The organism is Rhodocytophaga aerolata (assembly GCF_030503435.1).
GTDB lineage: Bacteria > Bacteroidota > Bacteroidia > Cytophagales > 172606-1 > Rhodocytophaga > Rhodocytophaga aerolata.
In genome coordinates, this window is sequence record NZ_JAUKPO010000007.1 from 314,001 (window position 1) to 339,473 (window position 25,473).

General features: G+C 40.5%; 23 protein-coding genes. 14 read left to right on the plus strand and 9 right to left on the minus strand.

Translation table 11 applies throughout. The features are described from left to right. The first annotated feature begins 128 nt into the window (after nucleotides 1–128). Complete coding sequence (locus tag Q0590_RS15120; RefSeq protein WP_302038401.1) at nucleotides 129–1,385, plus strand: glucuronyl esterase domain-containing protein; 1,257 nt, start codon at nucleotides 129–131, stop codon at nucleotides 1,383–1,385. A 68-nt stretch (nucleotides 1,386–1,453) separates the two neighbouring features. Here the strand turns inward: Q0590_RS15120 and Q0590_RS15125 are convergent, their stop codons facing one another. Then, entirely contained in the window at nucleotides 1,454–2,005 is a 552-nt protein-coding gene (locus tag Q0590_RS15125; RefSeq protein WP_302038402.1) for a hypothetical protein, read from the minus strand. A gap of 208 nt (nucleotides 2,006–2,213) precedes the next feature. Between Q0590_RS15125 and Q0590_RS15130 the strand changes: the two genes are divergently transcribed. The 3 genes from Q0590_RS15130 (at nucleotide 2,214) to Q0590_RS15140 (ending at nucleotide 4,238) form a co-directional block, all read left to right on the plus strand. Then, the gene (locus Q0590_RS15130) at nucleotides 2,214–2,798 is read left to right on the plus strand and encodes a LemA family protein (RefSeq protein WP_302038403.1); all 585 of its coding nucleotides are present in this window, start codon (nucleotides 2,214–2,216) and stop codon (nucleotides 2,796–2,798) included. A 173-nt stretch (nucleotides 2,799–2,971) separates the two neighbouring features. Next, nucleotides 2,972–3,415: a TPM domain-containing protein gene (locus tag Q0590_RS15135; protein WP_302038404.1), complete on the plus strand. Its 444-nt coding sequence runs from the start codon at nucleotides 2,972–2,974 to the stop codon at nucleotides 3,413–3,415. Nucleotides 3,416–3,464: 49 nt separating this feature from the next. Continuing rightward, complete coding sequence (locus Q0590_RS15140) at nucleotides 3,465–4,238, plus strand: TPM domain-containing protein (protein WP_302038405.1); 774 nt, start codon at nucleotides 3,465–3,467, stop codon at nucleotides 4,236–4,238. Between the two features lie 19 nt (nucleotides 4,239–4,257). Here Q0590_RS15140 and Q0590_RS15145 read toward each other — a convergent pair whose 3' ends face one another. After that, nucleotides 4,258–5,286 carry a LacI family DNA-binding transcriptional regulator gene (locus Q0590_RS15145; protein WP_302038406.1) on the minus strand — a complete coding sequence of 343 codons (1,029 nt, stop codon included), beginning with the start codon at nucleotides 5,284–5,286 and terminating at the stop codon, nucleotides 4,258–4,260. Nucleotides 5,287–5,478: 192 nt separating this feature from the next. Between Q0590_RS15145 and Q0590_RS15150 the strand changes: the two genes are divergently transcribed. Then, nucleotides 5,479–6,294 carry a phosphatidylinositol-specific phospholipase C/glycerophosphodiester phosphodiesterase family protein gene (locus Q0590_RS15150; RefSeq protein ID WP_302038407.1) on the plus strand — a complete coding sequence of 272 codons (816 nt, stop codon included), beginning with the start codon at nucleotides 5,479–5,481 and terminating at the stop codon, nucleotides 6,292–6,294. 125 nt (nucleotides 6,295–6,419) lie between these two features. On the opposite strand, the gene Q0590_RS15155 is transcribed toward Q0590_RS15150, so the two are convergent. After that, nucleotides 6,420–7,199, minus strand: coding sequence for an enoyl-CoA hydratase/isomerase family protein (locus Q0590_RS15155; RefSeq protein ID WP_302038408.1), 780 nt, complete (start codon nucleotides 7,197–7,199; stop codon nucleotides 6,420–6,422). 262 nt (nucleotides 7,200–7,461) lie between these two features. Here Q0590_RS15155 and Q0590_RS15160 point away from each other — a divergent pair, with 262 nt between their 5' ends. Then, a complete protein-coding gene (locus tag Q0590_RS15160; protein ID WP_302038409.1) occupies nucleotides 7,462–8,658 on the plus strand; it encodes a baeRF3 domain-containing protein in 1,197 nt (398 codons plus the stop codon). 88 nt (nucleotides 8,659–8,746) lie between these two features. Here the strand turns inward: Q0590_RS15160 and Q0590_RS15165 are convergent, their stop codons facing one another. Further along, on the minus strand, nucleotides 8,747–9,970 hold the full coding sequence (locus Q0590_RS15165) for an acyl-CoA dehydrogenase family protein (protein WP_302038410.1): 1,224 nt from the start codon (nucleotides 9,968–9,970) through the stop codon (nucleotides 8,747–8,749). 145 nt (nucleotides 9,971–10,115) lie between these two features. Here Q0590_RS15165 and Q0590_RS15170 point away from each other — a divergent pair, with 145 nt between their 5' ends. The 4 genes from Q0590_RS15170 (at nucleotide 10,116) to Q0590_RS15185 (ending at nucleotide 15,414) form a co-directional block, all read left to right on the plus strand. After that, entirely contained in the window at nucleotides 10,116–11,108 is a 993-nt protein-coding gene (locus tag Q0590_RS15170; protein WP_302038411.1) for a tryptophan 2,3-dioxygenase family protein, read from the plus strand. A 241-nt stretch (nucleotides 11,109–11,349) separates the two neighbouring features. Continuing rightward, nucleotides 11,350–13,179, plus strand: coding sequence for a toxin-antitoxin system YwqK family antitoxin (locus Q0590_RS15175; protein WP_302038412.1), 1,830 nt, complete (start codon nucleotides 11,350–11,352; stop codon nucleotides 13,177–13,179). Between the two features lie 110 nt (nucleotides 13,180–13,289). After that, entirely contained in the window at nucleotides 13,290–14,888 is a 1,599-nt protein-coding gene (locus Q0590_RS15180; protein WP_302038413.1) for an NAD(P)/FAD-dependent oxidoreductase, read from the plus strand. Between the two features lie 280 nt (nucleotides 14,889–15,168). Further along, nucleotides 15,169–15,414, plus strand: a complete 246-nt coding sequence (locus tag Q0590_RS15185; RefSeq protein WP_302038414.1) for a hypothetical protein — start codon at nucleotides 15,169–15,171, stop codon at nucleotides 15,412–15,414. 45 nt (nucleotides 15,415–15,459) lie between these two features. Here the strand turns inward: Q0590_RS15185 and Q0590_RS15190 are convergent, their stop codons facing one another. Continuing rightward, nucleotides 15,460–16,356: an SDR family oxidoreductase gene (locus Q0590_RS15190; protein WP_302038415.1), complete on the minus strand. Its 897-nt coding sequence runs from the start codon at nucleotides 16,354–16,356 to the stop codon at nucleotides 15,460–15,462. 365 nt (nucleotides 16,357–16,721) lie between these two features. On the opposite strand from Q0590_RS15190, the gene Q0590_RS15195 reads away from it, so the two are divergent. From Q0590_RS15195 to ffh, 3 genes are all read left to right on the plus strand, one after another. Then, nucleotides 16,722–17,711, plus strand: coding sequence for an OmpA/MotB family protein (locus tag Q0590_RS15195; protein ID WP_302038416.1), 990 nt, complete (start codon nucleotides 16,722–16,724; stop codon nucleotides 17,709–17,711). A gap of 91 nt (nucleotides 17,712–17,802) precedes the next feature. Next, nucleotides 17,803–18,558 (plus strand): class I SAM-dependent methyltransferase, encoded by a 756-nt coding sequence (locus Q0590_RS15200; protein ID WP_302038417.1) that lies wholly within the window; start codon nucleotides 17,803–17,805, stop codon nucleotides 18,556–18,558. Between the two features lie 146 nt (nucleotides 18,559–18,704). Next, nucleotides 18,705–20,036 (plus strand): signal recognition particle protein, encoded by a 1,332-nt coding sequence (ffh, locus tag Q0590_RS15205; RefSeq protein ID WP_302038418.1) that lies wholly within the window; start codon nucleotides 18,705–18,707, stop codon nucleotides 20,034–20,036. A 120-nt stretch (nucleotides 20,037–20,156) separates the two neighbouring features. Here the strand turns inward: ffh and Q0590_RS15210 are convergent, their stop codons facing one another. Next, nucleotides 20,157–21,134, minus strand: coding sequence for a pyruvate dehydrogenase complex E1 component subunit beta (locus Q0590_RS15210; protein ID WP_302038419.1), 978 nt, complete (start codon nucleotides 21,132–21,134; stop codon nucleotides 20,157–20,159). A gap of 223 nt (nucleotides 21,135–21,357) precedes the next feature. After that, entirely contained in the window at nucleotides 21,358–23,145 is a 1,788-nt protein-coding gene (locus Q0590_RS15215; RefSeq protein ID WP_302038420.1) for an OmpA family protein, read from the minus strand. A gap of 149 nt (nucleotides 23,146–23,294) precedes the next feature. Between Q0590_RS15215 and Q0590_RS15220 the strand changes: the two genes are divergently transcribed. Next, on the plus strand, nucleotides 23,295–23,516 hold the full coding sequence (locus Q0590_RS15220) for a PspC domain-containing protein (protein WP_302038421.1): 222 nt from the start codon (nucleotides 23,295–23,297) through the stop codon (nucleotides 23,514–23,516). Here Q0590_RS15220 and Q0590_RS15225 read toward each other — a convergent pair. Beyond that, the gene (locus tag Q0590_RS15225) at nucleotides 23,513–24,529 is read right to left on the minus strand and encodes a glycosyltransferase family 2 protein (RefSeq protein WP_302038422.1); all 1,017 of its coding nucleotides are present in this window, start codon (nucleotides 24,527–24,529) and stop codon (nucleotides 23,513–23,515) included. The genes Q0590_RS15220 and Q0590_RS15225 overlap by 4 nt on opposite strands. Before the next feature lie 9 nt (nucleotides 24,530–24,538). Then, entirely contained in the window at nucleotides 24,539–24,871 is a 333-nt protein-coding gene (locus tag Q0590_RS15230; RefSeq protein WP_302038423.1) for a YbaB/EbfC family nucleoid-associated protein, read from the minus strand. Between the last annotated feature and the right edge of the window lie 602 nt (nucleotides 24,872–25,473).

A 25,473-nucleotide genomic window follows, 5' to 3' on the forward strand; every position in this document is an offset into this window, starting at 1 on the left:
CATTGATCCGCAGTTTTTATTAATTTACTTCGAATCTGTCTGAAATTAACTAGTTGTATATGAAAAAGCTTTTGTCAAAGTACCCATATAGGTATAGTTGTTTGCTAAGTATATACTTCGCTTTTTCTATGCTATCCATAGCCACCGCTCAGACTTTTCAACCTAATTATGAAGAGGCCAACGTAGGCAATTACCGGTTGCCAGAGGTATTACAAACAGATAAGGGTAAGAAAATAACGACATCCAGGAAATGGGAAAAAAGTATGCGGCCAAAAATACTAGCAAAATTTGCTGAACATGTGTATGGCAAATTTCCGGGCCGGACAAAGGACATGCATTTTACAATAAATTCTGTAGACAGTACAGCACTGGGAGGCAAAGCTACGCGAAAGCAAGTAACCATATTTTTTACAAAAGCTGCTGATTCTCCAAGCATGGATGTATTGCTTTATCTCCCTAACCAAGTAAAAGAGCCAGTACCGGTATTTATTGGCTTAAATTTTTATGGCAATCACTCTATACAAACCGACCCTGGTATTCAGCTTTCCGAGCGGTGGATGAATAATAATGAACCATACAAAGTGGTAAATAACCGGGCTACTGAGGGTTCGCGTGGAGCGCAGGCTAGCCGGTGGCCGGTAGAAGAAATCTTAGCCCGAGGATATGGCTTAGCTACAGCCTATTATGGCGACCTGGAACCTGATCATACTGAAGGCTGGAAAACCGGAATTCGTACCACCCTGCAAGAAGAATTGACTATAAAACCAGAAGAATGGGGTGCCATTAGTGCCTGGGCATGGGGACTAAGCCGGATAATGGATTACCTGGAGACCGATAAGCAGGTAAATGCCAAACAAGTAGCCATCACAGGTCATTCGCGGATAGGAAAAGCAGCTTTGTGGGCAGCTGCCAACGATCAGCGGTTTGCTATGGTTATTTCCAATGATTCTGGCGAAGGAGGCACAGCCCTTGCACGCCGCAATTATGGCGAAACCCTTGAAAGAATTAACACAAGTTTTCCGCATTGGTTTGTTTCTAAATACAAAGAGTACAACACCAACGTAGATCAACTTCCTGTAGACCAGCATATGTTACTGGCTTTAATGGCTCCGCGTCCTTTGTATGTAGCCAGTGCCGAAGACGACCAGTGGGCCGATCCTAGAGGAGAGTTTTTAAGTGCTAAACATGCAGAACCAGTTTATGAATTATATGGTAAAAAAGGCCTGGGTACAGAACAAATGCCAGCTATTGAGCAGCCAGTAGGCGAATATATCCGTTACCACATCCGCACCGGGAAGCATGACATTACTCTATATGACTGGCAACAGTTCTTAACTTTTGCTGATAAACATTTTAAGCAAGTAGCAAAAGCAATCAACCAGTAACATCAACTAAAACAATTTACCTTTTGTGTTGGATGACTAACTCAGTAGCAAAACTCATGTAAATTTCGCTACATTAAGTTAACCAGTCGGTAAAAATCCTTCATTGTTTTGCGGAAATTATCCCGGTCAGTCTCGGTCTGAAACAATTCTATCCACTGCTTATCTTCCGTGTAAACCAGAAGTTTATGTTTGGCCATTACACTCTGGTAAATCTCTGAAGCAAACTTAAAATGATTATCCTTTGGGCCGAAGGTAAACCGGTACACACCAGATTGTTTCCTGTCAATATCCTGCCATTCCACTTCAATAGATGACATATTGTCAAAAAAAGCGCTAGGTTCTATTATTACATAGGCCTCATCATGTAGCCAGTTATTAACCAAAGCTAGGTTTAACACTGGTTTATCGATAGCTAGATTTCTTTTTCCAAAGCGGTATACTTCCAATTTAGTGTTTTCAGGTATCTCACGGTCATAATAGATTTGCCGTACATTTTTAAAAAATAATCTAGAATCAGCCGATGTGCTGAATTTTGCTTGGTTTTGGTCAACTCTCTTATCAGGGCTAACGTTGCAGGCGAATAACAGGAATGCAACTATGACTAAGGGGATTCGTTTCATGGGTAGTTACTTCAGTCTACTAGAAATTAGTTGGCTATTTGCAAGCCAATGTTACCATCCGGACAAATGGACATGTATTCCGGGTATAGCAGGTTTGGCAAGCATTTGGATATAATTGGTTTATAGCAACAGGTTCTATACCTTTGGTAACAATGTTGCCAGGGGATTGTTCCTCATCATGCATATTTTAAAAACACATCTACCTCCTATGAAAACAAGATTTTTTTCTGTTATTAGTGTTATAGTTTTATTCTTTTCCTTGAGCGGCTGTGGGTACAACAGCATGGTCGATAAACGTGAAAATGTATCTGGCAAATGGGCGCAAGTGCAGAATGCCTATCAGCGCAGAGCAGATCTGATTCCTAACCTGGTAAATACAGTAAAAGGGGCAGCTAATTTTGAACGCGAAACATTAACACAGGTTATTGAAGCCCGGGCAAAAGCTACCTCTGTCAATATTACCAGTGCTGATAGCTTAACTCCACAAAAATTTCAGCAGTTTCAACAGGCGCAAGATGCCCTGGGATCATCTTTATCCAGGTTGCTGGTAAGTGTAGAACGTTACCCGGAGTTAAAAGCTAACCAGAACTTTCTGGAATTACAGGCACAGTTAGAAGGTACAGAGAACCGTATATCCGTTGAACGTAAAAACTTTAACGATGCTGTACAGGATTATAATTCCTACATAGCCAGGTTTCCTAATAACTTATCTGCCGGGATGTTCGGCTTTGATCCTAAGCCCTATTTTGAAGCTCAGGCCGGTTCAGACCGTGCTCCGCAGGTAGAATTTTAACGCGTTTGTTAAGCAAAATTTAATAGCCTATCCTAGACTTGCCAAGTTATGGGTAGGCTTGCTTTATCCGGTAAGCTGAAAGGCTTGGCAGTTTCTGTTTGTTTAAGGGAATGCCAAAGCCACTTAGTAATTGTTCTATATTAATCGGCTTCTATACATCTGTTCATTTATTTATGGCATCAAGCTTTTTTACCCAGGCGCAGCAAGACCGGATTGTACAAGCTATCCGGGATGCGGAAAAAAATACATCCGGTGAAATTAAAGTGCATATTGAAAAAGAATGTTCCGGCGATGTTATGACACATGCCAAGGAAGTTTTTCTTTTATTAAAACTGCATGAAACCTCTCTACGGAATGGGGTGCTCTTTTATCTCGCTCTGGAAAGCCACAAGTTTGCCATACTGGGTGACGAAGGCATAGATAAGGTCGTACCTGCCAATTTCTGGCAAGAGATTAAACAGGCTATGCGCAGCCAGTTTAAACAGGGACTTATTACGGAAGGATTGTGCCAGGGCATACGAATGGCAGGCCACGAACTAAAAGCACATTTTCCTTATCAGGCCAACGATAAGAATGAATTGTCGGATGATATATCTTTTGGGGATAGTAAAGGATAATAAATGTTGATCTATACGAAGAATTATAGCTTTTTATAAAGCCTTGTGAATGAAAAAAACAAAATTTATACTGATAGCTTTTATTATTGGTTTGCTGGCTACCGGAGCTTCTGCCCAAACTTTTCCGGAGAAACCCAATCCGCCCAGGTTGGTGAATGATTTTGCCGGTGTGTTGAGTGAAAATGAAGAAAATGCTCTGGAGCGCAAATTAGTAAGGCTTGACGACACAACTTCTACTCAAATTGCTATTGTAATTGTTAATACCTATGGAGACTATGACCGGGCGCAGTATACCTTTGAGCTGGCAAATAAGTGGGGAATAGGGCAAGCAGGTAAAAACAATGGCGTATTAATTACCATAGCTATAAAAGACCGCAAATATTTTACAGCTACTGGCTACGGTGCCGAAGGGGCGCTGCCCGATGCGATTATTAAAAGAATAGAAGAACAAACATTTCCACCAAATTTCAGAGCCGAAAACTATTACCGGGGTCTTGATGAAGCAACTACCTTAATGGCCCGTGCTATTGCAGGAGAATATCAGGCGGAAAATACAGATGAAGGCGAAGGAGGCAGTGGAGGGATGAGTTTTATTTTTTTGCTCATTATTATCATTATTATTATTGCTGTGATCAGGCGTGGGGGTAGAGGAGGAAGAGGCGGAGGTGGCCGGTATTACGGTGGGGGTGGATTTTTCCCTCCGTTTATAACCATGGGAAGAGGCGGAAGCTTTGGTGGAGGCAGCTTCGGTGGGGGAGGTGGTGGCTTTGGCGGTTTTGGTGGCGGTAGTTTTGGCGGTGGCGGTGCTGGCGGTGACTGGTAGTAAAGAAGTTAACCTTAAGCTAAACAGCATTTTTTACAGTAGAACCCCGGATAATTAACCTGGTTTTTAATACTGTTTTCGGGCATACACTCTCCTTGGATGGCCTATTTATCTGTGCGAAAAGCAACCGGGCGGCCGTTTGCCCGATTTCAAAAGTAGGTTGGGCCACGGTTGTTAAGCCAGGATCTACAAGCGATGCAGTAGGTTCATCCGTATAGCCAGCAATAGCTATATCTTCCGGTATTCTAATGCCTTGCTCTTTTAAAACTTTCATTGCACCAAAAGCCACAGAATCGCTTACTGCAAATATGGCATCGGGTAGGGGGCGAACCTGCAACAACTGCCGGGCAGCATCCATACCGCTGGCAATATTAAAATCGCAGGATAGCATAAGTTCTTCTCTGACTGGTAGATTATGTGTTTTAAGAGCATCTACATATCCTCTTCTCCGTTCCTGGCTGATAGATAAGTTCTGTGGACCGCAAAAGTGTGCTATGCGTTTTCGCCCAATACTAATCAAATGTTCAGTGGCGGCTACTGCTCCATCATAATCGTCTACTACAACTTTGGCCACTGGCATGCCTTCATACACCCGGTTAAAAAAAACAATCTCGATACCCTTTTGCTGCAAACATTGTAAATGGTCAAAATTAGTTGTCTCTTTTGATACCGAAACTAACAAGCCATCTACCCGGCTGGATGCTAATGTATAAATATTCGATACTTCCGTTGTATACGATTCATTTGACTGGCATACCATTACATTGTAGTTTGCTTTGGCAGCTTCTTCTTGAATGCCACTTATAGCCGATGCATAAAAAGGAATTACGAATGTAGGAATAACTACGCCTATCGTATTTGTCCGCCGCTTAACCAAACTCTGGGCAATCTGGTTGGGCCGGTAATCTAACTCAGCAGCTAACGTTGTTACCGCTTTTTTTGTGTTTTCATTAATGTCCGGAAAATCCCGCAACGCTCTCGAAACAGTAGCTACCGAAATATTCAATTGTCTAGCTATATCTTTAATAGTTACTTGTCCACTTGACATAAGATTTGCAGATAATGTGAGTTAAGAATAGATAGCGAATCAAAAAGAAATTTCAAAAAAATAAGTGTCTTCCGAGCAAATAAAATTATGGTAATATATATTTTATATAAATATAATGCAATTAAAGCTTTATTAATTGACTATGTACCCGCTTAGCAGTAATTTAAGCCGGCTTTTGTTAAATATATATTTATGAATACATACCGGTTTAGTTTTTTTGTCAGCTCATTATTGCTTTTGAGCATAAGCCTGTTTTCTTATACTGTTCGGGCGCAGGTACACCCTTTGCTTAAAGCACATGCACATAATGATTATATGCATGCTAAACCTTTGTTCGATGCATTAACTTATGGATTTACGAGTATAGAAGCTGATATTCATCTGATTGATAATGAACTATATGTTGTACATGATAAGCCTGAATCTACTAAAGGACTACCTACTTTAAAAGCATTATATTTGGAGCCTTTGGCTAAACATATAAAACAGAATAATGGATTTGTCTACAAAGGACACACCTCACCTGTGTATCTGATGATTGATATTAAAACTGACGGCACAGCTACGTACGCAGTCTTAAAGAAGCAACTGGCTTTGTATAAAGAGATACTCTACTCGCCGGCTAATCCTAAGGGCCAGGTTCAAGTAGTATTATCAGGTAACAGGCCCATAGACTCAGTAAAAAGTGAGTCGGCTGCACAGGTTTCTATAGATGGCAGGCCAGAGGATCTGCCTGCAAATTATCCGGTTCAGTTTATGCCAGTTATCAGCCAGAATTATTTTAAAATACTTGCCTGGACAGGTGAAGGAAATATTAGCCAGGAAGACAAACAAAAGTTAGAACAGTTAGTAAAGGCTGTACATGCTCAAGGTAAGAAACTACGGCTTTGGGCATCTCCTGAAAAAGAAACAGTATGGCAAGTATTACTAGAAACAGGCGTAGATTTTATCAATACGGATAAATTACCTGCACTCCAGGCCTTTATGCAAAAAGCAACCACTAAATAAGTACTGAACAGAGGATAATCTTAATTATAAGGTTAACCCATTGTGATTAATTTTCTTGTAACAACTGGTGTATCTCCTCGATATGCAATAGGTATTTAGTTTCCCGGCTTAGCAGCATATTTTTATCAGTTGCCTTTAAAGTTTGGTTTCCGTTTTTCCATAAAAGCCTGTATTCCTTCCTTATTATCCTGCGTTCTGCCAGCTTGTTCCTGATAAAGAGCTTCATATTCCAGCATTTCTTCTAAGGAGGAATGAAAAGAGAGATTGAGCAGCCGTTTCATCAAGCCAACCGTTTTTGTAGGAGCAGCAGCGTAATAATGTACATACTGTGCTACGGCTTTATCCAGGTCGGAAGTAGGCACCGTTTTATTTACTAGGCCCATAGCCTGCGCTTCTGTAGCAGGGACCTTTTTACCCATGGTAGAAAGCTCAAAAGCTTTGGCAGACCCTACTAATCGGGGCAAAAAATACGAAGAACCAGAATCCATAACTAAACCAATACCAATAAATATTTCAGCTAACGAGGCTTCTTCAGAGGCTACAATAATATCGCAGGCTAAAGCTAATGAGCAACCAGCACCGGCAGCAATACCATTAAGCCGGCAGATAATCGGTTTTGGCATATGGCGCATGGCCGTAATAATAGGGTTGTATCGGGCTCGCACGGTTTCGGCCAGAGAAGCTATTTGTAAGCCTGCAATAGCTTTTAGGTCTTGCCCCGAACAGAAACCTTTTCCAGCGCCGGTTAGTACAACTACTCGTACAGCCTCATCCATACTAGCTTTTTTAAAAGCATCTTGTAGCTCGTAACTAAGTTTATCGTTAATGGCATTGTATACTTCCGGCCGGTTCAGGGTAATAGTACAGGTGCTTTCCGATACCTGATAGAGAATATGTTCAAACATAGCTTTAGATTTTTGGAGGTTTTAGGAAAGGTACAAATCCTGCCTTAGAAAAACTATTTATTAAAAACAGACTAATCTGGAAAAATAGCGCTGGTGAACGAAACAACGAACTGAGATTCCAGGCTATTTACTCTCTTGAAGCAACTATTCCGCTACACGGACGTACATTAAAAACCAGTTTGTCTTTACATTTTTTGCCCGTTAGGGTATTATGGCAAATGTGATAAATAAACATCAACCACTTAAACAGTCCGTTACACATATGACTAATCAGGAAATTCAAGAACGTATTAAAGTATTAAGCAATCAGTCGGCTTATCCTTCTGTTTCAATCTTGTTCCCTTTAGCAGAAGCAGGAAGACCTACGTTCAATTCACCAGAACATACATTAAAAGTGATGATTCAAGAAACGTATCAGCGGCTGGGCGCAATGGAAGATGAGCGGGCATTAGAATCTATCAAAAGCAAACTCAGTTCCATCGCCAAAAATATGAAGTTTGAAGAGGCAGGTAAAAGCTTAGGTATTTTTGTATCTCCGGAGCATGAAGAGGTAATGTCGTTGCCTTTTCAGGTAGACCGGAATGTATTTATTGGAGACAATTTTCAAATCAGAGACCTGGTAAAGGCACGTAACCGGCTAGACGAATATATAGTGCTCTTATTAAGCGAAAAGAAAGTTTTAGCGCTAAGAGGTGCAGCTACACAGCTTTCGTTTGTCGAAATACCTGGTTTACCGTCTGACAAAGGCGATCCTGGCGTGTCTGGCAATGCGCTCGATACGGATGAAATTATAACTGATCAGATAGATACTTCCATTGAACGTGACTCTCCTTCTCCGGATGGCTTAGCCGATCAACGTGCTCATCCCGATCAGTCTTCTATTGCCGGGGTACGGAACGATGAAAAAACCAGGTATTTTATGACCCGTGTAGATAATGCACTTGGAAAATACCTGACTGAAGAAGGCTTACGTGTAGTACTCGTGGGCGTAGATAGAACCCTTAGTCATTATAAGAAATTTTCTAAGTACACAGATAAAATTTTAGGGGAAGTACATGGGAATTACGACTTTGCGCCTGCGCCTGCTATTGCTGATTTAGCATGGCCTGTGGTACAGCAAAAGCTACAGGAAGAAAAAAATACCTTATTGAATGAGTTGGAAAATATAGGACGAAACTTCTATGTTGGAGGAATTGCCTCTGTATGGCGGGCAGCCTATGAAGGGCGTATCCGCACGTTGCTGGTGGAGGAAAACTATCAGATACGCGCACTGGCTCAAGACGAAGGCTATTCTCTGCTACTAGATATACCAGAAAATTCCAACGGTTCAGACAAAGTAATGGAGGATGCTGTAGACGATTTAATTGAACTAGTAATGAGCAGAGCAGGCCAGATTGTATTTGTTAATGATGGCGAGCTTGAAAAACATCAGCGGGTAGCTGCTATTTGCCGCTATTAAATCTGCATTGTTTTACTTACAAAAGCCTCATATTTTTAAAAGATATGAGGCTTTTGTGTATATTTTTTCTGCTAAACAATACTAAAATTTACTTAAACGCCGGAATACCGGTAATCTCATTACCTAAAATCAACAAATGTATATCGTGTGTTCCCTCATAGGTAATAACAGATTCCAGGTTCATCATATGGCGCATAATAGAATATTCTCCCGTAATTCCCATGCCTCCATGAATTTGCCTGGCTTCACGGGCAATGTGTAAAGCCATTTCTACATTATTACGTTTAGCCAGAGAAATCTGGGTAGTCGTAGCTTTGCCTTCATTTTTCAACATGCCTAACCGCCAGCATACTAGTTGGGCTTTCGTAATTTCTGTCAGCATTTCTGCTAGTTTTTTCTGTATCAGCTGAAAAGAGGCAATTGGCTTATCAAACTGAATACGTTCCATGGCATAGCGTCTGGCTGAATCGTAACAATCCATGGCCGCACCTAATGCACCCCAGGCAATGCCATACCTGGCAGAATCCAGGCACTTTAACGGACCTTTTAATCCATCAATATTAGGCAGCAGGTTTGCTTTAGGAATTTTTACATTATCAAATACCAATTCGCCGGTACAGCTGGCCCGTAACGACCATTTGTTGTGTATTTCTGGTGTAGAAAAACCTTCCATCCCTCGTTCTACTATAACTCCCCGGATGCGTCCGTCTTCATTTTTCGCCCATACAACGGCTACATCTGCCATCGGAGAGTTAGAAATCCACATCTTGGAGCCATTTAGCAGATAGTAGTCGCCTGCATCTTTAATTGTAGTAAGCATACCCGCCGGATTTGAACCAAAATCTGGTTCTGTTAACCCAAAGCATCCCAGCCATTCACCAGAAGCAAGTTTAGGTAAGTATTTTTTCCGCTGCTCTTCGCTGCCAAACGCATATATCGGATACATCACCAGAGAACCCTGCACCGATGCGGTAGACCGCATACCAGAATCGCCCCTTTCAATCTCTTGCATAATTAGGCCATAGGCTATGTAATCCAGTCCGCCGCCACCATATTCTGCTGGTATAGTGGGGCCAAAGGCACCTATTTCGCCAAATTTCTTTACCAAATGTTGTGGAAAGGCTGCCCGCTGAGCATAGTCTTCAATAATGGGAGAGATTTCTTTTTTTACAAAACTGCGTATACTGCTTCTGATGAGTTTGTGCTCTTCGGTAAGCAGATCGTCTATCTGGTAGAAATCCGGAGATTCAAATACGTCGTTTGCTTGTTTTTTATTGGCAGATACAGAGGTGTCTAGCGTGCTGGTAGCCATAAGCTTTAAGTTTACATTGTTTTAATTCAATTAAATAGTCAAATTTACAACATAAAAAATACAATTCCTGGTTTTAAAAAAGGGCTTTTTATTCTAGATACTTATAGCTGTACTCCATTATTCCCCGTATTTAAAAATAAAGACCGTGCAACATCATCAACCTGTTCCTGAAGACAAACAAGCCCAGTTATTAGAGGCATTAAAAGCAAAGTTCGAGACTTCCGGCCAGGATATAAATGCCTATCTGGAAGGCTTATTATATGCCGATTATCTGTCATACTGGGATTATATACACCTGGATACATTACTTTCTTTGCAGAATCAGGAAACTACTTTCCCTGATGAAATGATCTTCATTACCTATCATCAGATTACAGAACTCTATTTTAAGATGATCTTGTCGGAAATGGAGCAGATAGGAAAGCAAACGGACGTTAGTGAGGCTGATTTTACTATGCGCATGAGCCGGATCAACCGGTATTTTGAGATGCTGGTGCAATCGTTTGATATAATGGGTGAGGGGATGGAGGCGGCACAATTCAGAAAATTCAGACTTTCATTAACACCGGCCAGTGGTTTTCAGTCTGTACAATTCCGTATGATTGAGATACGGGCTACCGAATTTATAAATCTGGTAGATAAAGAAGTACGCCATGAGTTGCATGCAGACCAGCCCATGAGAGAGCTGTATGAACATATTTACTGGAAGCGGGGAGCCACAGAGCTATCTACCGGCAAGAAAACCCTTACACTCCAAAAGTTTGAGGAAAAATACGAGCATACCCTCATTGCATTTGCTGAAGAGGCCCGCCATACTAATCTCTGGACAGCATACGAACGATTACAAACCCATACAACGCCTGGCGAAAAACTTATACAAGCTATGCGCCATTTCGATACACTGGTAAATATAGACTGGGCTTTGGCCCATTTTAAATCGGCTATGCGCTACCTGCATCAGGAACCCGAATCGGTGGCTGCTACCGGGGGCACCAACTGGCAACAATACCTGCCCCCTTTTTTTCAGAAAAGAATATTTTATCCGGAATTATGGTCAGACACAGAAAAGCAGAATTGGGGAAAAAGCTGGGTGGAAAAACATGTGTTAACACAGAAAAATAAGCCTGGTAAAAAGTAAAACAGCTTTCTTTGGGATTTATACACTAAAAAAGATACTTATTGCCTACAGGTTATTATTACTCCACTAATGTTGCCGGAAATAACTATTAGTTAAGAAGTCTTGGCAAAAAATTCTTTTACATCTGCACAGATCATAACGGGCGCATATATTTTTATAATTTAATTACAAGTTTATCTGCCTACCTTTGTATAAGAGCACTACTGCCGAAAACGTATATTTTCAGGCTTTCTAGCCCATTATGCGACATGTAATCAGCATATTATTAATTATGGTTGCCACGCTTGCTTTCTCCCAGGAAAGACAAGTAGAAACATTTTATGACCAGGGTAAAAATACTATAAAAGAGAGATATACGGTTAAAGGCAATGATCCACCGGTTATACAGGGTTTATACACAAGTTACTATAGCAATGGCAATGTAAAAAGCAAAGGATGGTATAGTAACAACATACCCAATGGTGAATGGGAGTATCATTACGAAAACGGTAAACTCAAAATGGCTGGTACGCTGGCTTCAAATCTGGCTGAAGGCTACTGGAAGTATTATTTCGAAAATGGTAATCTGCATATGGAAGGCAACCTGCAGGCTGGGAAACGTCAGGGATTATGGAAGTTCTACTATGAAAAAGGCCAGTTAAAAAGTGAAGGTTATTTTGCAGAAGATATAAAAGAAGGCGCCTGGAAATATTATTATGAAGATGGCACAGTAAAAGCAAAAGCTAATTTTCAGGCAGATAGAGGGCTTTATCAGGAATTTTATACATCTGGTAAATTAAAAATGGAAGGAGTAATAGCAGGTGAAAAAAGTGACAGTACCTGGAAGTATTATTATGAAGATGGATCATTAAAAGCCACAGGTCCCGAAAAAGATGGCAAAAAAGAAGGCTTCTGGCGTTTCTATCACCGCAATGGGGAATTGCTGGGCGAAGGTAATTATAGTAAGGGGCAGACCGAAGGCTTCTGGAAATATTACGATTCTAATGGCAAACTCAGCACCGAAGGCATAGAAAAAGGAGGTGAGAAGGAAGGTATCTGGAAATTATATTATCCATCTGGAGCCTTTAAAGGAGAAAGTAATCTAACACATGGAGAGGGGCCCTACAAAGAATACTATGAAAGCAAAAAACTAAAAGCAGAGGGTTATCTGAAAGATGGAAAAAATCATGGGGAATGGAAGTATTATACCGAAGATGGCCAGCTGGAAGGAGAAGCTTTGTTTACTGATGGAGAGGGCAACTACAAAGGGTACTACACAAATGGTAATTTGCAGATGGAAGGAAGGATAAAAGATGATAAACGGGTAGGTGAATGGATATTATATAAATCTAATGGAGAAGTAGCCGGATATTATGAGGCTTTTTACAATGATGACACCTTTACATTTAAACCTTCTGAAAATGCAGTAGCCCGGCCAGATACTATACAACGACGTGCTAATTTCCCTTACGAAAAACCTCCGCTACGGCTAAAAAAGCCTCAGCTGCGCTATTTTAAACCTAAAATAAATGAATATAAAACGTTTATTTTAAGTACCAATCCGCTTGCCCTCACTACAGGCAGTTTTCCTGTTTCCCTGGAGTATTATATACAGCAACGCCTTGGCCATGAACTGAAATATACTGTTTACCGGAATCCTTTTTTTACGGCAAGTTCCAGAATAGAGTTAAATACGGTATACCGGAGTGGTTTTTCTGTAGATCTGCGGCAAAAATTCTACCAGCCGGAGGGGCAATTGGGTATGCTGTATGGTGCCCATGAAATCCGCTTCTCTTACCTGGACCACCAGGCCAACATTCTGGAGCAACGGAATAGTATATTGGTAAACCGAACTTTACATGCACCGGAAACATTATACGAATATAGCCTGCTATTGGGCAACCGATGGATGTATAATGTTGGAATGCATGGCATTACCTTCGACATTTTCTGTGGATTAGGTATTGGAATAAGAAACTACAAACAGAAGTGGGAAAGTACCCTGGAAAAAGATGCCTTGTTTGAAAATGTAAAGAAAAACAATATTACATTCCCAGTACGCTTGGGTGCCAGTATCGGCTATGCCTTTTAAATAATATACTATAATGTTGCTAAAGCTTTTTTGAGATAACGGCAATAGTTGTATACTTTTTCTATAAGTTGTTTTGTACCATTTAAGGATAACTCCCTTACAAAGTATTTATGAAAAAAATGCTTGATTTAGCACTCTCTCCGGAAGTAGCTTTCAATGAAGATGCCTTTACAAAGCATATCACGCAACTCCTCAGAATTACATCTACCGACCAGGTCACCATTCGGAAGTTAAAACGTTCCATTGATGCCCGTTCAAGGCAAATAAAGGTAAATGTGCAGGCAGAGGTATATGTAGGTGAACAAGCTCCTCTTTTACTCAGCTATAGAAAAGATTTTCCAAATGTACACAATGCTCCACAGGCTATAGTGGTAGGTGGCGGCCCTGCCGGAATGTTTGCTGCCTTGCGCCTGATTGAACTAGAAATTAAGCCAATTGTGCTGGAACGTGGCAAAGATGTACGGTCTAGAAGAAGAGATTTAGCAGCTATTACCAAGCACCATACGGTAAATCCGGATTCCAACTATTGTTTTGGCGAGGGGGGCGCAGGAACCTATTCGGATGGTAAACTATATACTCGTTCTAAGAAAAGAGGCGATGTTCGACGTATTTTGGAGATTCTGGTGGCCCATGGAGCCACAGCAGATATCTTGGTAGATGCCCACCCTCATATTGGGACGAATAAGCTGCCAGGTATAGTAACGGAACTGCGAGAAAGTATCCTAAACGCTGGCGGGGAATTTCATTTCGATACAAAAGTGACAGATGTTGTGCTGAGCAACCAGGAAATAAAAGGAGTAATCACTGAAAAAGGCGATAAAATTGAAGGTCTTGGTGTGATACTGGCCACTGGGCATTCAGCCAGAGATATTTTTGAATTGCTGCACCACCGAGGTATCTATATAGAAGCCAAGCCTTTTGCTATGGGCGTACGCATCGAGCATCCCCAACCACTTATAGATCGTATCCAGTATCATTGTGAAAACCGGGGCGAATATTTGCCGGCTTCTTCCTACGCTTTAGTGGCTCAGGTAAAACACAAGGGTGTAGAAAAAGGGGTATTCTCTTTTTGTATGTGCCCTGGAGGATACATAGTGCCTGCGGCTACGGCTCCCGGCGAAGTAGTGGTAAATGGCATGTCTCCTTCCCGCCGCGATTCTAAATATGCCAATTCGGGTATGGTCGTGGCTATCGACGAAGACGATATGCTTCCTTATCAAAAATTTGGTCCGCTGGCGGGCTTACAAATGCAGAAAGAGCTAGAGCAGCGGGCTTGTCACTTGGCTGGGGGTACGCAGGTTGCGCCTGCGCAAGTTATGTCAGATTTTGTGCAAGGGAAACTATCCAAAGAATTATTACCTACCTCTTATCAACCAGGTTTGCAGTCTGTGCAAATGAACGAAGTACTTCCTGAGAATATTGCCTACCGATTAAAAGAAGGCTTTAAAATCTTTGGCCAGAAAATGAGAGGCTATTTAACTGACCAGGCACAGATTATTGGTGTAGAGAGCCGTACATCTTCTCCGGTGCGTATTCCCAGAGATAAAGAAACCTTGGAACATGTACAGGTAAAACGCCTTTTCCCTTGTGCAGAAGGAGCAGGCTATGCTGGAGGCATTGTTTCAGCAGCTATGGATGGCGAGCGGTGTGCGGAAAAACTGGCTGCTATGTATGCTGGTAAAAAAGATGTTTCGTATACCTCTGCTTAAGCCTTCTGGCCAAATGCTTACACCCCCTTATTAAAGCATTTCTATAGACTTACTCAGCTGATGGCACATAAGCTAGCACACCTAAGTTTACTCAATATTTGTGCTGATAAATTTTTCATGAGGCAACAATTGAAAGTTTTGCTTTTTTTCTTATTTTAGATACCCGTCCCAATAAAAAATTAAAAATAGCATAACTAATTCCTATACATTTTAGTTGAATTTGCGTAGTATATATAAACCCGTTAAGTAGTATGATATAGAAATTCAATTTACTAATGCCATGACTATCAAATACCTGATTCTTTGGATACTAAGCTTTGCCACGGTTACCTGGATACTGATTAAAGCGTTGCGCAAAAGCTATTTTCCGCCCCATAACGACGACGACGGAGGTACTCCTGTAGATATAAATCTGCCAATTTATGATCCACCTAGTGGAAATGGGTTAGATGATCTGCTGATCGACCGCCCGCCTAAGAACTTTGGAGATGGCCCCACAAAGCCAGTTCCTCAACAAATGCACTGAGACGTTGCCCGGCAACGTCTCAGTTGTCTATAGCCGTTATGTATACTATTGAGAAGATTTTTTTCCCCGGGTTGCTTTTTCTATTTCATCCCAAAGTTGTCCGGGAATGGCATCCAGCATAGAGAACTCTCCGGCACCGTACAACCACTCGCCTCCATCTATTGTAATTACCTCGCCATTTACAAAAGCAGAAAACTCAGAAACCAGATAAGCCGCCAGATTAGCTAGCTCCTGGTGCTCTCCTACACGTTTTAAAGGTACTCTTTCTGCAGGGTCCAGTTTTTTTGCTAAATCGCCAGGTAAGGCATCAGCCGGAAATAGTCTTTTCCAGGCACCCTCCGTTGGAAAAGGTCCGGGAGCTATGGCATTACTCCGTATTCCGTATTTTGCCCATTCTACAGCCAGCGAACGGGTAAGAGCTAGTACACCAGCTTTAGCACAAGCCGAAGGAACGACAAAGCCCGAACCAGTCCAAGCGTAGGTAGTAACGATATTGAGAATGGTACCTGGTTGTTTGCTGGCAATCCACTCCTTACCAAGAGCAAGTGTAAAATTGTAGGTTCCTTTTAGCACAATATCTACAATAGTATCAAAAGCTTTGGCTGATAAACGTTCGGTAGGGCTTATAAAGTTGCCCGCTGCATTGTTTACTAGTGCATCTACCCTCCCAAAAACTTCCTTGGCTTTAGTTATTACTTGTTCGGTATCTGCGTAATTTCGTACGTCGCAAGCTACTGGCAATACCTTTCCACCAGTTTGTTGCATAAGTTCAGTAGCCGTTTGCTCTAATACATCCAGCTTACGGCTGGCAATTACCAGGTTGGCTCCTAATTCCAGAAAATATTTACCCATGGATTTTCCCAAACCTGTACCTCCGCCGGTGATTAGTATTGTCTGGCCTTGAAGAGCATTGTCGCGTAACATAGATTTTGTGTGTGCCATATTGGTTTGTTTAATTGCGTACAAGAAAGATAACATAAAATACCTAACATCCCTTTTGTGGCTAAGCAGTTGTTGAAAGAGTAATTAAACTTAAGACTTACAAAAGCCGTAAAGTTAAACAGTAGCCGATCAGGAATAGGCTTTATAAAAGTATAGCAATTGCACAGGTAAAAGGCTTTGTTGAAGTATAGGCTATTGATGGACAATCATTGCTTGAAAGATATATGTGGGTAAAATATACTTGTAAACATATACGAAAATTTACTACTTTACCGGATAATAGCCTGTAAGTGCCTGAATTTTACGTGTGCCCTGAAAATGATTAATACATTTAGTACGAACTTTCAATAACAAAAAATATACTTATGAAAACGTATTTACTTTATACCAGCATGTTGTTTATTAGTGTGAGTAGTTTAAGCAGTTGTGTTACAGCCAAACGATACGACGATATGGCGGCACGTGCCCGGCAGGCAGAGATAAGCAAAGCAGAATGTGAAGAGAAAATAGCTCTACTGGATGAGGACAAGAAACGCGCAGAAGCTCAGATACAGAGCCTGAATTCATTAACAGCCAGATTGCGTGAAGACAGCGTTCGTACACAGGATTTATATAGTAAGAATAAAGTGCTTTTAGATGACCTGTTTGATAAGTACGACCGCCTGAATAAGTCATATAACGGTCTGCTGGCCAATAGCGCGGCGGAAGCAGGCACCTTATCTAAAAACCTATCAGAAAAGGAAAGGGAACTGCTGGCCATGGAGCAAAACCTGTTAGCCAATAAAGCACAGGTAGATAAGTTGAGTGCCGACCTAAGTGCCCGGGAACAACGCCTGGGCGAACTGGAGCAAATACTAAAAGAAAAAGACCAGGCAGTGAATGATTTAAGAGACAAAGTAAACAAAGCCTTGCTTGGTTTCAAAGATAGCGGACTCACCGTAGATGTGCGTAATGGAAAGGTATATGTATCCCTTGCCGAAAAGCTACTGTTTAAATCCGGAAGTTATGCCATTGATCCCAAAGGCGTAGAAGCACTTACCCGTTTGGCAGGCGCATTAAAAGATCAGCAGGATATAAATGTAATGGTAGAAGGCCATACAGACGATGTACCGGTGTCCAAAGACAACGCTTGCATAGATGATAACTGGGATTTGAGTGTACTGCGGGCTACTTCCATTGTAAATACACTGGTAAGTAAAGGAGTGCCTCCTGCCAGGTTGATAGCTGCAGGTAAAGGAGAATTTTCGCCGGTTGAAGCAGCAAAAACAGCTGAAGCCCGCCAGCGCAACCGCCGTACAGAAATCATTCTGACTCCTAAGCTGGACGAATTGTTTCAGATATTGAATGTAAACTAAGTGTGAGACATATTCTGTAAAATGACTGAATTTTGTAGGGGAGCTTGTACGTTATAGAGTGCAGTCATTTTATGTATAACAATATTTTGCCATGAGTATATCCGCACAGGTTCAGCAAGCCTACGAGAAACAATATGAAAGTTATCAATCAGCGTGGCGGGAGATTGGTGCCCAGCAAAAAGCATTAAATATTATTGAATTAACACGAGGCCTGAAGCTAAACAAAGTGTTGGAAGTAGGAGCCGGCGATGGCAGTATTTTGCAAGTCCTCAGCAAACATTCGTTTGCTAACGAATTATATGCCGTAGAAATATCATCCAGTGCCTTGCAGCAGATTCACCAAAGGCAATTGCCGCAACTTAAACAAGCTGTATTATTTGATGGATATACCCTGCCTTTTGCCGATCAGACATTCGATTTAGTAATATTGTCGCATGTGTTAGAGCACGTAGAGTTTGAACGTACGTTGTTGAGGGAATTACTAAGAGTAGCCAATTACCAGATAATAGAAGTTCCCAAAGATTACCGCTTCAATGTTGACAAAAAGGTGAACCATTTCTTAGCCTATGGTCATATTAACATGTATACGCCTTCTTCACTCCGCTTTTTGCTTAGATCTGAAGGGTATGAAATTCTAAAACAAAAGGTAGCTATCTATTCACAAAAGACCTATCAGTATATGTTTGCAGGACCTAGAGGTAGCACTATTAAACGTATAAAAGCTGATTTGCTTTATTTGTTCAAAAGAACCATGGTTTCCTTTCCAGCTAATCGGGTACGTGATCATTTTGCCAATACCATTACGGTGCTTACAACTAAAGGGAAGGGCGGAGTAGAAATATTTTAGTTGATTGTAAGCAAGCTAAACCCAAAACTGCAGGTTAGACTGCTTTTTTTAGTATTTTTGTAACTATCTTAAAAATACATGCATAGAGTAAGTAATGTGGCTTATTCTACTAGCAACCAACCGTAAACATCAGCAAATTCAAAAATATGTTTGAAAATTTAAGTTCTAAATTAGACAAGGCATTTAAGACCTTAAAAGGGCAGGGGAGAATATCAGATATCAACGTCGCCGCTACAGTAAAAGAAATTCGGAAAGCTTTAGTAGATGCCGACGTTAACTATAAAGTGGCTAAAACGGTAACTGACAAAATCCGGGATGAAGCCTTAGGAAAAGAAGTATTAATATCTGTGCAGCCAGGACAATTGCTTGTGAAGATTGTACATGAGGAGCTGACCAAGCTGATGGGCGAAACAAAGCAAGATATTAATATTAAAGGCGATCCGGCCATTATATTAATTGCTGGTTTACAAGGTTCCGGTAAAACTACTTTTAGTGGAAAGCTGGCTAATTATTTGAAAAAAACCGGCCGTAATGTATTGCTGGTTGCCTGCGATATTTATCGCCCTGCGGCTATTGATCAATTAAAGGTGTTGGGCGAGCAAGTGGGTGTAGAAGTATATGCAGAGCCAGAAAATAAAAATGCTGTTCAAATTGCTAAAAATGCCATTCAACATGCCAAGAATACCAACAAGAAAATTGTCATCGTTGATACAGCAGGCCGTCTGGCGATAGATGAGCAAATGATGCGTGAGATTGCTGAAGTGAAAAAGGCTATTGCCCCCACCGAGACATTATTTGTCGTTGACTCTATGACCGGTCAGGATGCGGTAAATACTGCCAAAACTTTCAATGAACGGTTGAATTTTGATGGCGTTGTACTTACCAAACTAGATGGGGATAGCCGTGGAGGAGCGGCTCTTTCTATCCGCTCAGTAGTGGAGAAACCCATTAAATTTATAAGTACCGGAGAAAAGATGGAAGCTATTGATCTTTTCTATCCCGATCGTATGGCAAGCCGTATTCTGGGTATGGGTGACGTGATTTCCTTGGTAGAGAAAGCACAGCAAGCCTTTGATGAAGATGAGGCCCGCCGTATCAATCAGCAAATCCGCAAAAATCAGTTCAATTTCGATGACTTTATATCACAGCTGGAGCAGATCAAGAAAATGGGTAACATTAAAGATCTGGTAAGTATGATTCCTGGGGTAAGCAAGATGATGAAAGATGTAGAAATAGATGATGATGCATTTAAGCCTATAGAAGCTATTATCCGGTCAATGACAAAGAAAGAACGGGCGAACCCCGACATGATAGATGGTAGCCGCCGCAGAAGAATTGCAGCCGGTAGCGGTACCTCTATTCAGCAGGTAAATAACCTCATGAAACAATTTGGCGATATGCGCAAAATGATGCGTTCTATGAGTCAGATGGGAAGCGGCAAAGATGCCCTCCGCAAAATGAAGAACATGGGAAAGTAAGGTGAACCACTAAATATATTTTTCATAAACAAAAGAGGCTGTTAAAATTAACAGCCTCTTTTGTTTATATATCTGTATAGAATACTAACTCATTATCCATTCGTCAATATTTACTATTCATTACTTGTAGGTTACTGCTTGTATTGCTTGCAGTGTTCTCTTAACATTAGGCAATACAGCTTCAATTAATGTGGGTGCATAGGGCAAAGGCACATCCATACTGTTTACCCGGTGAATAGGCGCATCTAGATAATCAAAGGCATGCCGCTGTACATGAAAAGTTACTTCCGTAGAAATAGCTGCCAGAGGCCATGCTTCTTCTACAATAACCAGGCGGTTGGTTTTCTTAACAGAGTTCACAACCGTAGCGTAATCAATTGGGCGTACAGACATTAGATCAATTACTTCCGCAGCAATTCCATTTTTTTCAGCTTCCGCAGCAGCTTGTAAAGCTACTTTCATCATTTTTCCGAATGATACGAGTGTTACATCGGTGCCTTGCTTTACTACCTCTGCTTTACCAATAGGAATCAGGTACTCTTCTTCAGGTACTTCGCCTTTGTCACCATACATTAATTCTGATTCCATAAAAATAACCGGATCGTCGTCGCGGATAGCAGATTTAAGTAATCCTTTGGCATTGTATGGATTAGAAGCTACGACAACCTTAAGGCCGGCGGTATTAGCATACCAATTTTCAAAATTTTGAGAGTGCTGAGAGCTGAGCATACCAGCATTACCTGTAGGGCCACGGAATACCACCGGCGCAGAATACTGGCCACCCGACATAGACATAATTTTTGCAGCCCCATTAATAATTTGGTCAATAGCTACCAATGAAAAGTTAAACGTCATAAATTCTATAATGGGACGAAGTCCGTTCATGGCTGCTCCTACTCCAATACCGGCAAAGCCAAGTTCAGCAATAGGCGTATCTATTACCCGCTGAGGTCCGAATTCGTCCAGCATACCCTGACTTACTTTATAGGCACCATTGTATTCAGCTACTTCTTCACCCATCAAAAAAATGCGTTCATCTCTGCGCATCTCTTCTGACATTGCTTCCCGTAAGGCCTCTCTAAATTGTATCTCTCTCATGTGAAATAATCTTTAATTATAAGCGTAATAATATGTTTGCAGCCTGCATACCTTAGACTTGCCCGGCATTTCAACGGCTGCAAAGGTAGAAGATATTTTGTTTATTGTAAAGTATATTGTTTGGCTTCCCTACACAAATTTTATGGGTGTATGTTATCGCAAAAGACGTAAAAAAACCTGCCTCTATGGAGGCAGGTTTTGTATACCTTATTACTTATAAGAACTATCTAAGAGCATTTTTGAAGCTTTCAGAATTAGCATATGCATCGAACTCTAAGTCTTGCATAGCTTTTGTTCTTAAATCACTGCTTCCACTAACAGCTTTCTTCAAAGCATCTAGCATGGCGCTTTCATTTTTAGCTCTGGCCGCAGCAATAGCTGTAACATAGTGAGTCATAGCATCTGCACCTTCTTTAGCAGCAGCTTCATTTAGGGTACCAAGAGCCGCATCATACTGCTTAGCCAATACTTGAGCAAGGCCTTTGTTGTATAGTACATTTACATCGTCGCCAGCCTGAGACAGTGTATTTACTGCTTCACTGTAGTTAGCAGATCTAATTTGCATTACACCTTTAGCAGCATTAATAGCTTTTGTTACTTCTTCGTTACCTGTTTGCTGAGTTGCTTTGTTGATAGCTTCCATAGCTTCTTTTCTCATACCTTTCATGCTATAAGCTACTGCTAAGTTGTTGTATACTTCAGCAGATTCTTGCTTGTTTCTAGCCATTTCCAGGTGAGTAATAGCCATATCAGCAAGTTGAGTTTTACGTGACTGATCTGTCTCTTTTTTTGCTAACTCTAAGTGAATAGCACCTAAGTCATTATGAGATTGCCAGTTGTCAGTTTTCTTTACATATGCTTCATAAATACCTTTCTTCTCATTCAAATCAGGAGTTAATGTAGCAGCATAGGCTAGTTCTTTTGCATTCAAAGCACTGGTGTCAGCTCTGCCTTCAGCCATTTGCTTAGCTATTACAGCTATTTCATTATCTGGCTTCTTCTCCATTAGAGTTAACATCTCAGTTTGAGCTGTTCTCAATTTTGGATATACCTGATTTAATAAAGTTCTGTAGTACGGAAGTTTGTGCAGTTCATCTTCTTTTGTTTCAAAATCTCCACTACCATCAATAACAGTCAGAATTTGTTGTTCTTGTTCTTCATTCAAGATATCAGTAGCTGCTAAAGTATCTTTCAGTTGCTGCCAGTCCTGGATGATAGGCTTCAGAACAAACTCTACAGAATCTGCTTTTTGTTTGTAGTTGTAAGATCTCATTTTGCCACGGTAGTATTTTTCAATGGCTTCAGCTCTGTTTTCAGACAACCGGGAGTTTACTCTTTCAGCACCTTCTGGTGAGTGAGTACCGGTAATAGTAACTGTTTTAGTTACGTTCTTCTCTTGAATGAATGCATCTAGAAATTTACCTCTGGTACTTCTTGTTTCACTGGTACGCAACTGAGCGCTACCTTGAGGGAAGAAAAAGGCAACATCTACCGGCTCAAACTCAGGATTAGGATTGTATCCGCTCTCTGCATAAGCTACCAGATCTGCTTCTTTTACCAGCTTAGAGGTAGTAATAATACCTTTAGCAATAGGCATCTCTGGAGTGGTTTTAGATTTTTTGCCTTTTGCTGCTGTACCTTGAACTACTAACTCACCTCTTTCCATACCTTCCTGATAAGGAAAAGAGAAGTTTTTCTCGAGTTTGGGTTGTTCTTTTTTAGCATTTGGAAAATCAGCTGCGGCATACTCAAGATTACCTACATCTGTTTTTTTGTCGCCATACTTATAATCTACATCCGCCGTATAGGTTGTTTTTTTCTTTAACATTTTCACTGGAAGTGTTCCAGCAACATCAAATTTTACTTCGTCTGCATGCACTTCAAGAGGATTGGGTGTTACTTTCATCTCCTGGTCTTTAGACATTTTTACCATCTTAGGCAATGTACAGCTGGAGTAGCCCATTGCACTAACGATAGCAATCGTAGACAGTAAACTTCTAGTTCGAATCATGGTCTCAATTTGTTTAGTTGCGATTTGATATTTGGTTGCGAAATTATAGAGATATTAAATTTATTACAATTTTGGTGACACTTTTTTTGTAATTTGCGTATAAAGGAACTAAATTCAACCAACGTTTTTTTGCAACTTTTGTTTTATCTATGCAAAAAATTCAATATTTTTTCGAAAAACAAGCTTTTGGTGTTTGTACACGTTTAGGAGAAAAACTAGGTATTTCAATTTGCAGCATACGCTTGTTTTTTATCTACAGTTCGTTTCTAACGTTTGGTTCTCCTATTATAGTATATCTTTCTCTGGCTTTTATTATGAATATGCGGAAACATTTCCGTCGTAACAGCCACCCTTCTATCTGGGAATTCTAAAATTTTAATTGCTTAAAAGTCCGTTTTTTCTCTATAAAAAAACTGTAGACAATACTTTTTTTATATATTTCCTCATGGGCAAACCCTTTTGCCAAACGTATACTTTTCTTTCTTTGTTGTTTCCAGACAGAAATATTTTTATAGAAACTCATATGAGCTTTAAAAACTGCTGCGAAGTTAGCAAAGGAAAATGTCAGCAAAAACTGGATAGCAGCTACGCCATCTAATACTAACCGTATAAAAATAATCCGCCACAGTTGATCTTCCGGCAAGTTTTTGTATAATAATACAATACCATTTCTAAAATTCAGGAATGTTTTCCGAGGATTAGATACTGGTAGTGTACCTCCGCCTACATGAAAAACCGTGCTTTCTGCGCAATATATGATTTTATATCCAGCATTCTTTATTCGCCAGCAAAGATCTATTTCTTCCATATGCGCAAAAAAATGTGGATCGAGCCCACCTAGTAACCAAAATAGTTCAGCTCTTACCACCATACAGGCCCCTGTTGCCCAAAATACTTCCCTTGTATCATTATACTGGCCATTATCTATTTCAACATGTGAAAACAGCCTACCCCGGCAAAAAGGATACCCATACTTATCTATATAACCACCAGCTGCTCCGGCATATTCAAATGCTCGTTTGTCGGAATATGATTTTATCTTAGGTTGACAGGCAGCTATTTGGCTATCACTTTCCATTAAAGCAATCAGAGGGTTCAACCAGTTAGGTGTCACCTCAACATCAGAATTCAACAATATGTAATAAGTTGCCTTTATTTGCTGAAGTGCTAAATTATACCCCTGGCTGTACCCCTCATTACGGATGAGTCGAATAATTTCTATAGTAGGAAAATTCTGTTGCAAATATTCTATTGAGCCGTCGGTTGATTTATTGTCTGCTACTATTATCTGGCTACCTATACTATATGTAATAACGGAAGGCAGAAATTTCTCCAAAAAATGTTTACCGTTATAATTCAATATAACAACCGCAACACTGTACATATATTAAAATTAAAACATGCTGCCAAGGTCAAGCCCTGGTATATTTGGCATAATTCCTTGTGTGGTCTTTTTTAACTCTTCTTTTGCTTTAACATCTACTTCGGCCAAAGCTTTGTTAACAGCTGCCACTATCAAATCCTGCATCATTTCTTTATCGTCTGGCTTAATCACATCCGGATCAATTTCCAGAGATACCAATTGTTTTTTGCCATTAACAGTTGCTTTTACCATACCTGCGCCAGCTTCTGCGCTAGCTTGTACATGTACTAAGTTATCTTGAGCTTCTTTCATCTTGGCTTGTAATTCCTTTACTTTACCAAGCATTCCCATCATGTCAAACATATGTGTAAATCGTTGTTAGTTGTGGTTCTACTTATTTTTAAAATTGATTATTAAACGAGTATATAATATAAAGAATCATAAATATACTAGAGTAAATATTTTTACAAACGTATATCTAATATATACAGCTAAATTTTCTCATAAATATCCATCCTCAATCAACTTATAAGCATGCTTACTATTAGTAGAAAAAAATAATTGCTAAAGTATTTGGAAAGGTAAGAGGAGTCGGGTAGGATTGCAACCCGATTGGGAAGCGAGCGGGAGCTAATAGTACAGGGCAAGAATAAGAAGGCTAAGACAAGAAAAAAAGAGTAAAAAAAATAGGTCTTTAGATTTGGGGGGAAACAAAAAGCGTGGTATGTTTGCAGCCCGTTTGGAGAGAAAGAGGAGCAGCGAGGGAGGGTGAAAAAAGGCAGAAAATATTTTTCTTTACTTATTTGGAAACTTAAAAGAAAGCCCCTAGATTTGCAATCCTTTTGAGAAAGAGAGCAAAAAAGCGGGAAAACAGGGAAGGTAGAGTTTATACGAATAGATTAGTTTACGGGTAAAATAGTTTTAGGTTTGTAAAAACCACCATCTTAGCAAGTAGTGCTGAGAAG

Coding starts and splice junctions, on each gene's coding strand:
- Q0590_RS15120 (WP_302038401.1), top strand. CDS start 129: ATGCTATCCATAGCCACCGCTCAGACTTTTCAACCTAATTATGAAGAG.
- Q0590_RS15125 (WP_302038402.1), bottom strand. CDS start 2,005: ATGAAACGAATCCCCTTAGTCATAGTTGCATTCCTGTTATTCGCCTGC.
- Q0590_RS15130 (WP_302038403.1), top strand. CDS start 2,214: ATGAAAACAAGATTTTTTTCTGTTATTAGTGTTATAGTTTTATTCTTT.
- Q0590_RS15135 (WP_302038404.1), top strand. CDS start 2,972: ATGGCATCAAGCTTTTTTACCCAGGCGCAGCAAGACCGGATTGTACAA.
- Q0590_RS15140 (WP_302038405.1), top strand. CDS start 3,465: ATGAAAAAAACAAAATTTATACTGATAGCTTTTATTATTGGTTTGCTG.
- Q0590_RS15145 (WP_302038406.1), bottom strand. CDS start 5,286: ATGTCAAGTGGACAAGTAACTATTAAAGATATAGCTAGACAATTGAAT.
- Q0590_RS15150 (WP_302038407.1), top strand. CDS start 5,479: ATGAATACATACCGGTTTAGTTTTTTTGTCAGCTCATTATTGCTTTTG.
- Q0590_RS15155 (WP_302038408.1), bottom strand. CDS start 7,199: ATGTTTGAACATATTCTCTATCAGGTATCGGAAAGCACCTGTACTATT.
- Q0590_RS15160 (WP_302038409.1), top strand. CDS start 7,462: ATGACTAATCAGGAAATTCAAGAACGTATTAAAGTATTAAGCAATCAG.
- Q0590_RS15165 (WP_302038410.1), bottom strand. CDS start 9,970: ATGGCTACCAGCACGCTAGACACCTCTGTATCTGCCAATAAAAAACAA.
- Q0590_RS15175 (WP_302038412.1), top strand. CDS start 11,350: ATGCGACATGTAATCAGCATATTATTAATTATGGTTGCCACGCTTGCT.
- Q0590_RS15180 (WP_302038413.1), top strand. CDS start 13,290: ATGAAAAAAATGCTTGATTTAGCACTCTCTCCGGAAGTAGCTTTCAAT.
- Q0590_RS15185 (WP_302038414.1), top strand. CDS start 15,169: ATGACTATCAAATACCTGATTCTTTGGATACTAAGCTTTGCCACGGTT.
- Q0590_RS15190 (WP_302038415.1), bottom strand. CDS start 16,356: ATGGCACACACAAAATCTATGTTACGCGACAATGCTCTTCAAGGCCAG.
- Q0590_RS15195 (WP_302038416.1), top strand. CDS start 16,722: ATGAAAACGTATTTACTTTATACCAGCATGTTGTTTATTAGTGTGAGT.
- Q0590_RS15200 (WP_302038417.1), top strand. CDS start 17,803: ATGAGTATATCCGCACAGGTTCAGCAAGCCTACGAGAAACAATATGAA.
- ffh (WP_302038418.1), top strand. CDS start 18,705: ATGTTTGAAAATTTAAGTTCTAAATTAGACAAGGCATTTAAGACCTTA.
- Q0590_RS15210 (WP_302038419.1), bottom strand. CDS start 21,134: ATGAGAGAGATACAATTTAGAGAGGCCTTACGGGAAGCAATGTCAGAA.
- Q0590_RS15215 (WP_302038420.1), bottom strand. CDS start 23,145: ATGATTCGAACTAGAAGTTTACTGTCTACGATTGCTATCGTTAGTGCA.
- Q0590_RS15220 (WP_302038421.1), top strand. CDS start 23,295: ATGCAAAAAATTCAATATTTTTTCGAAAAACAAGCTTTTGGTGTTTGT.
- Q0590_RS15225 (WP_302038422.1), bottom strand. CDS start 24,529: ATGTACAGTGTTGCGGTTGTTATATTGAATTATAACGGTAAACATTTT.
- Q0590_RS15230 (WP_302038423.1), bottom strand. CDS start 24,871: ATGTTTGACATGATGGGAATGCTTGGTAAAGTAAAGGAATTACAAGCC.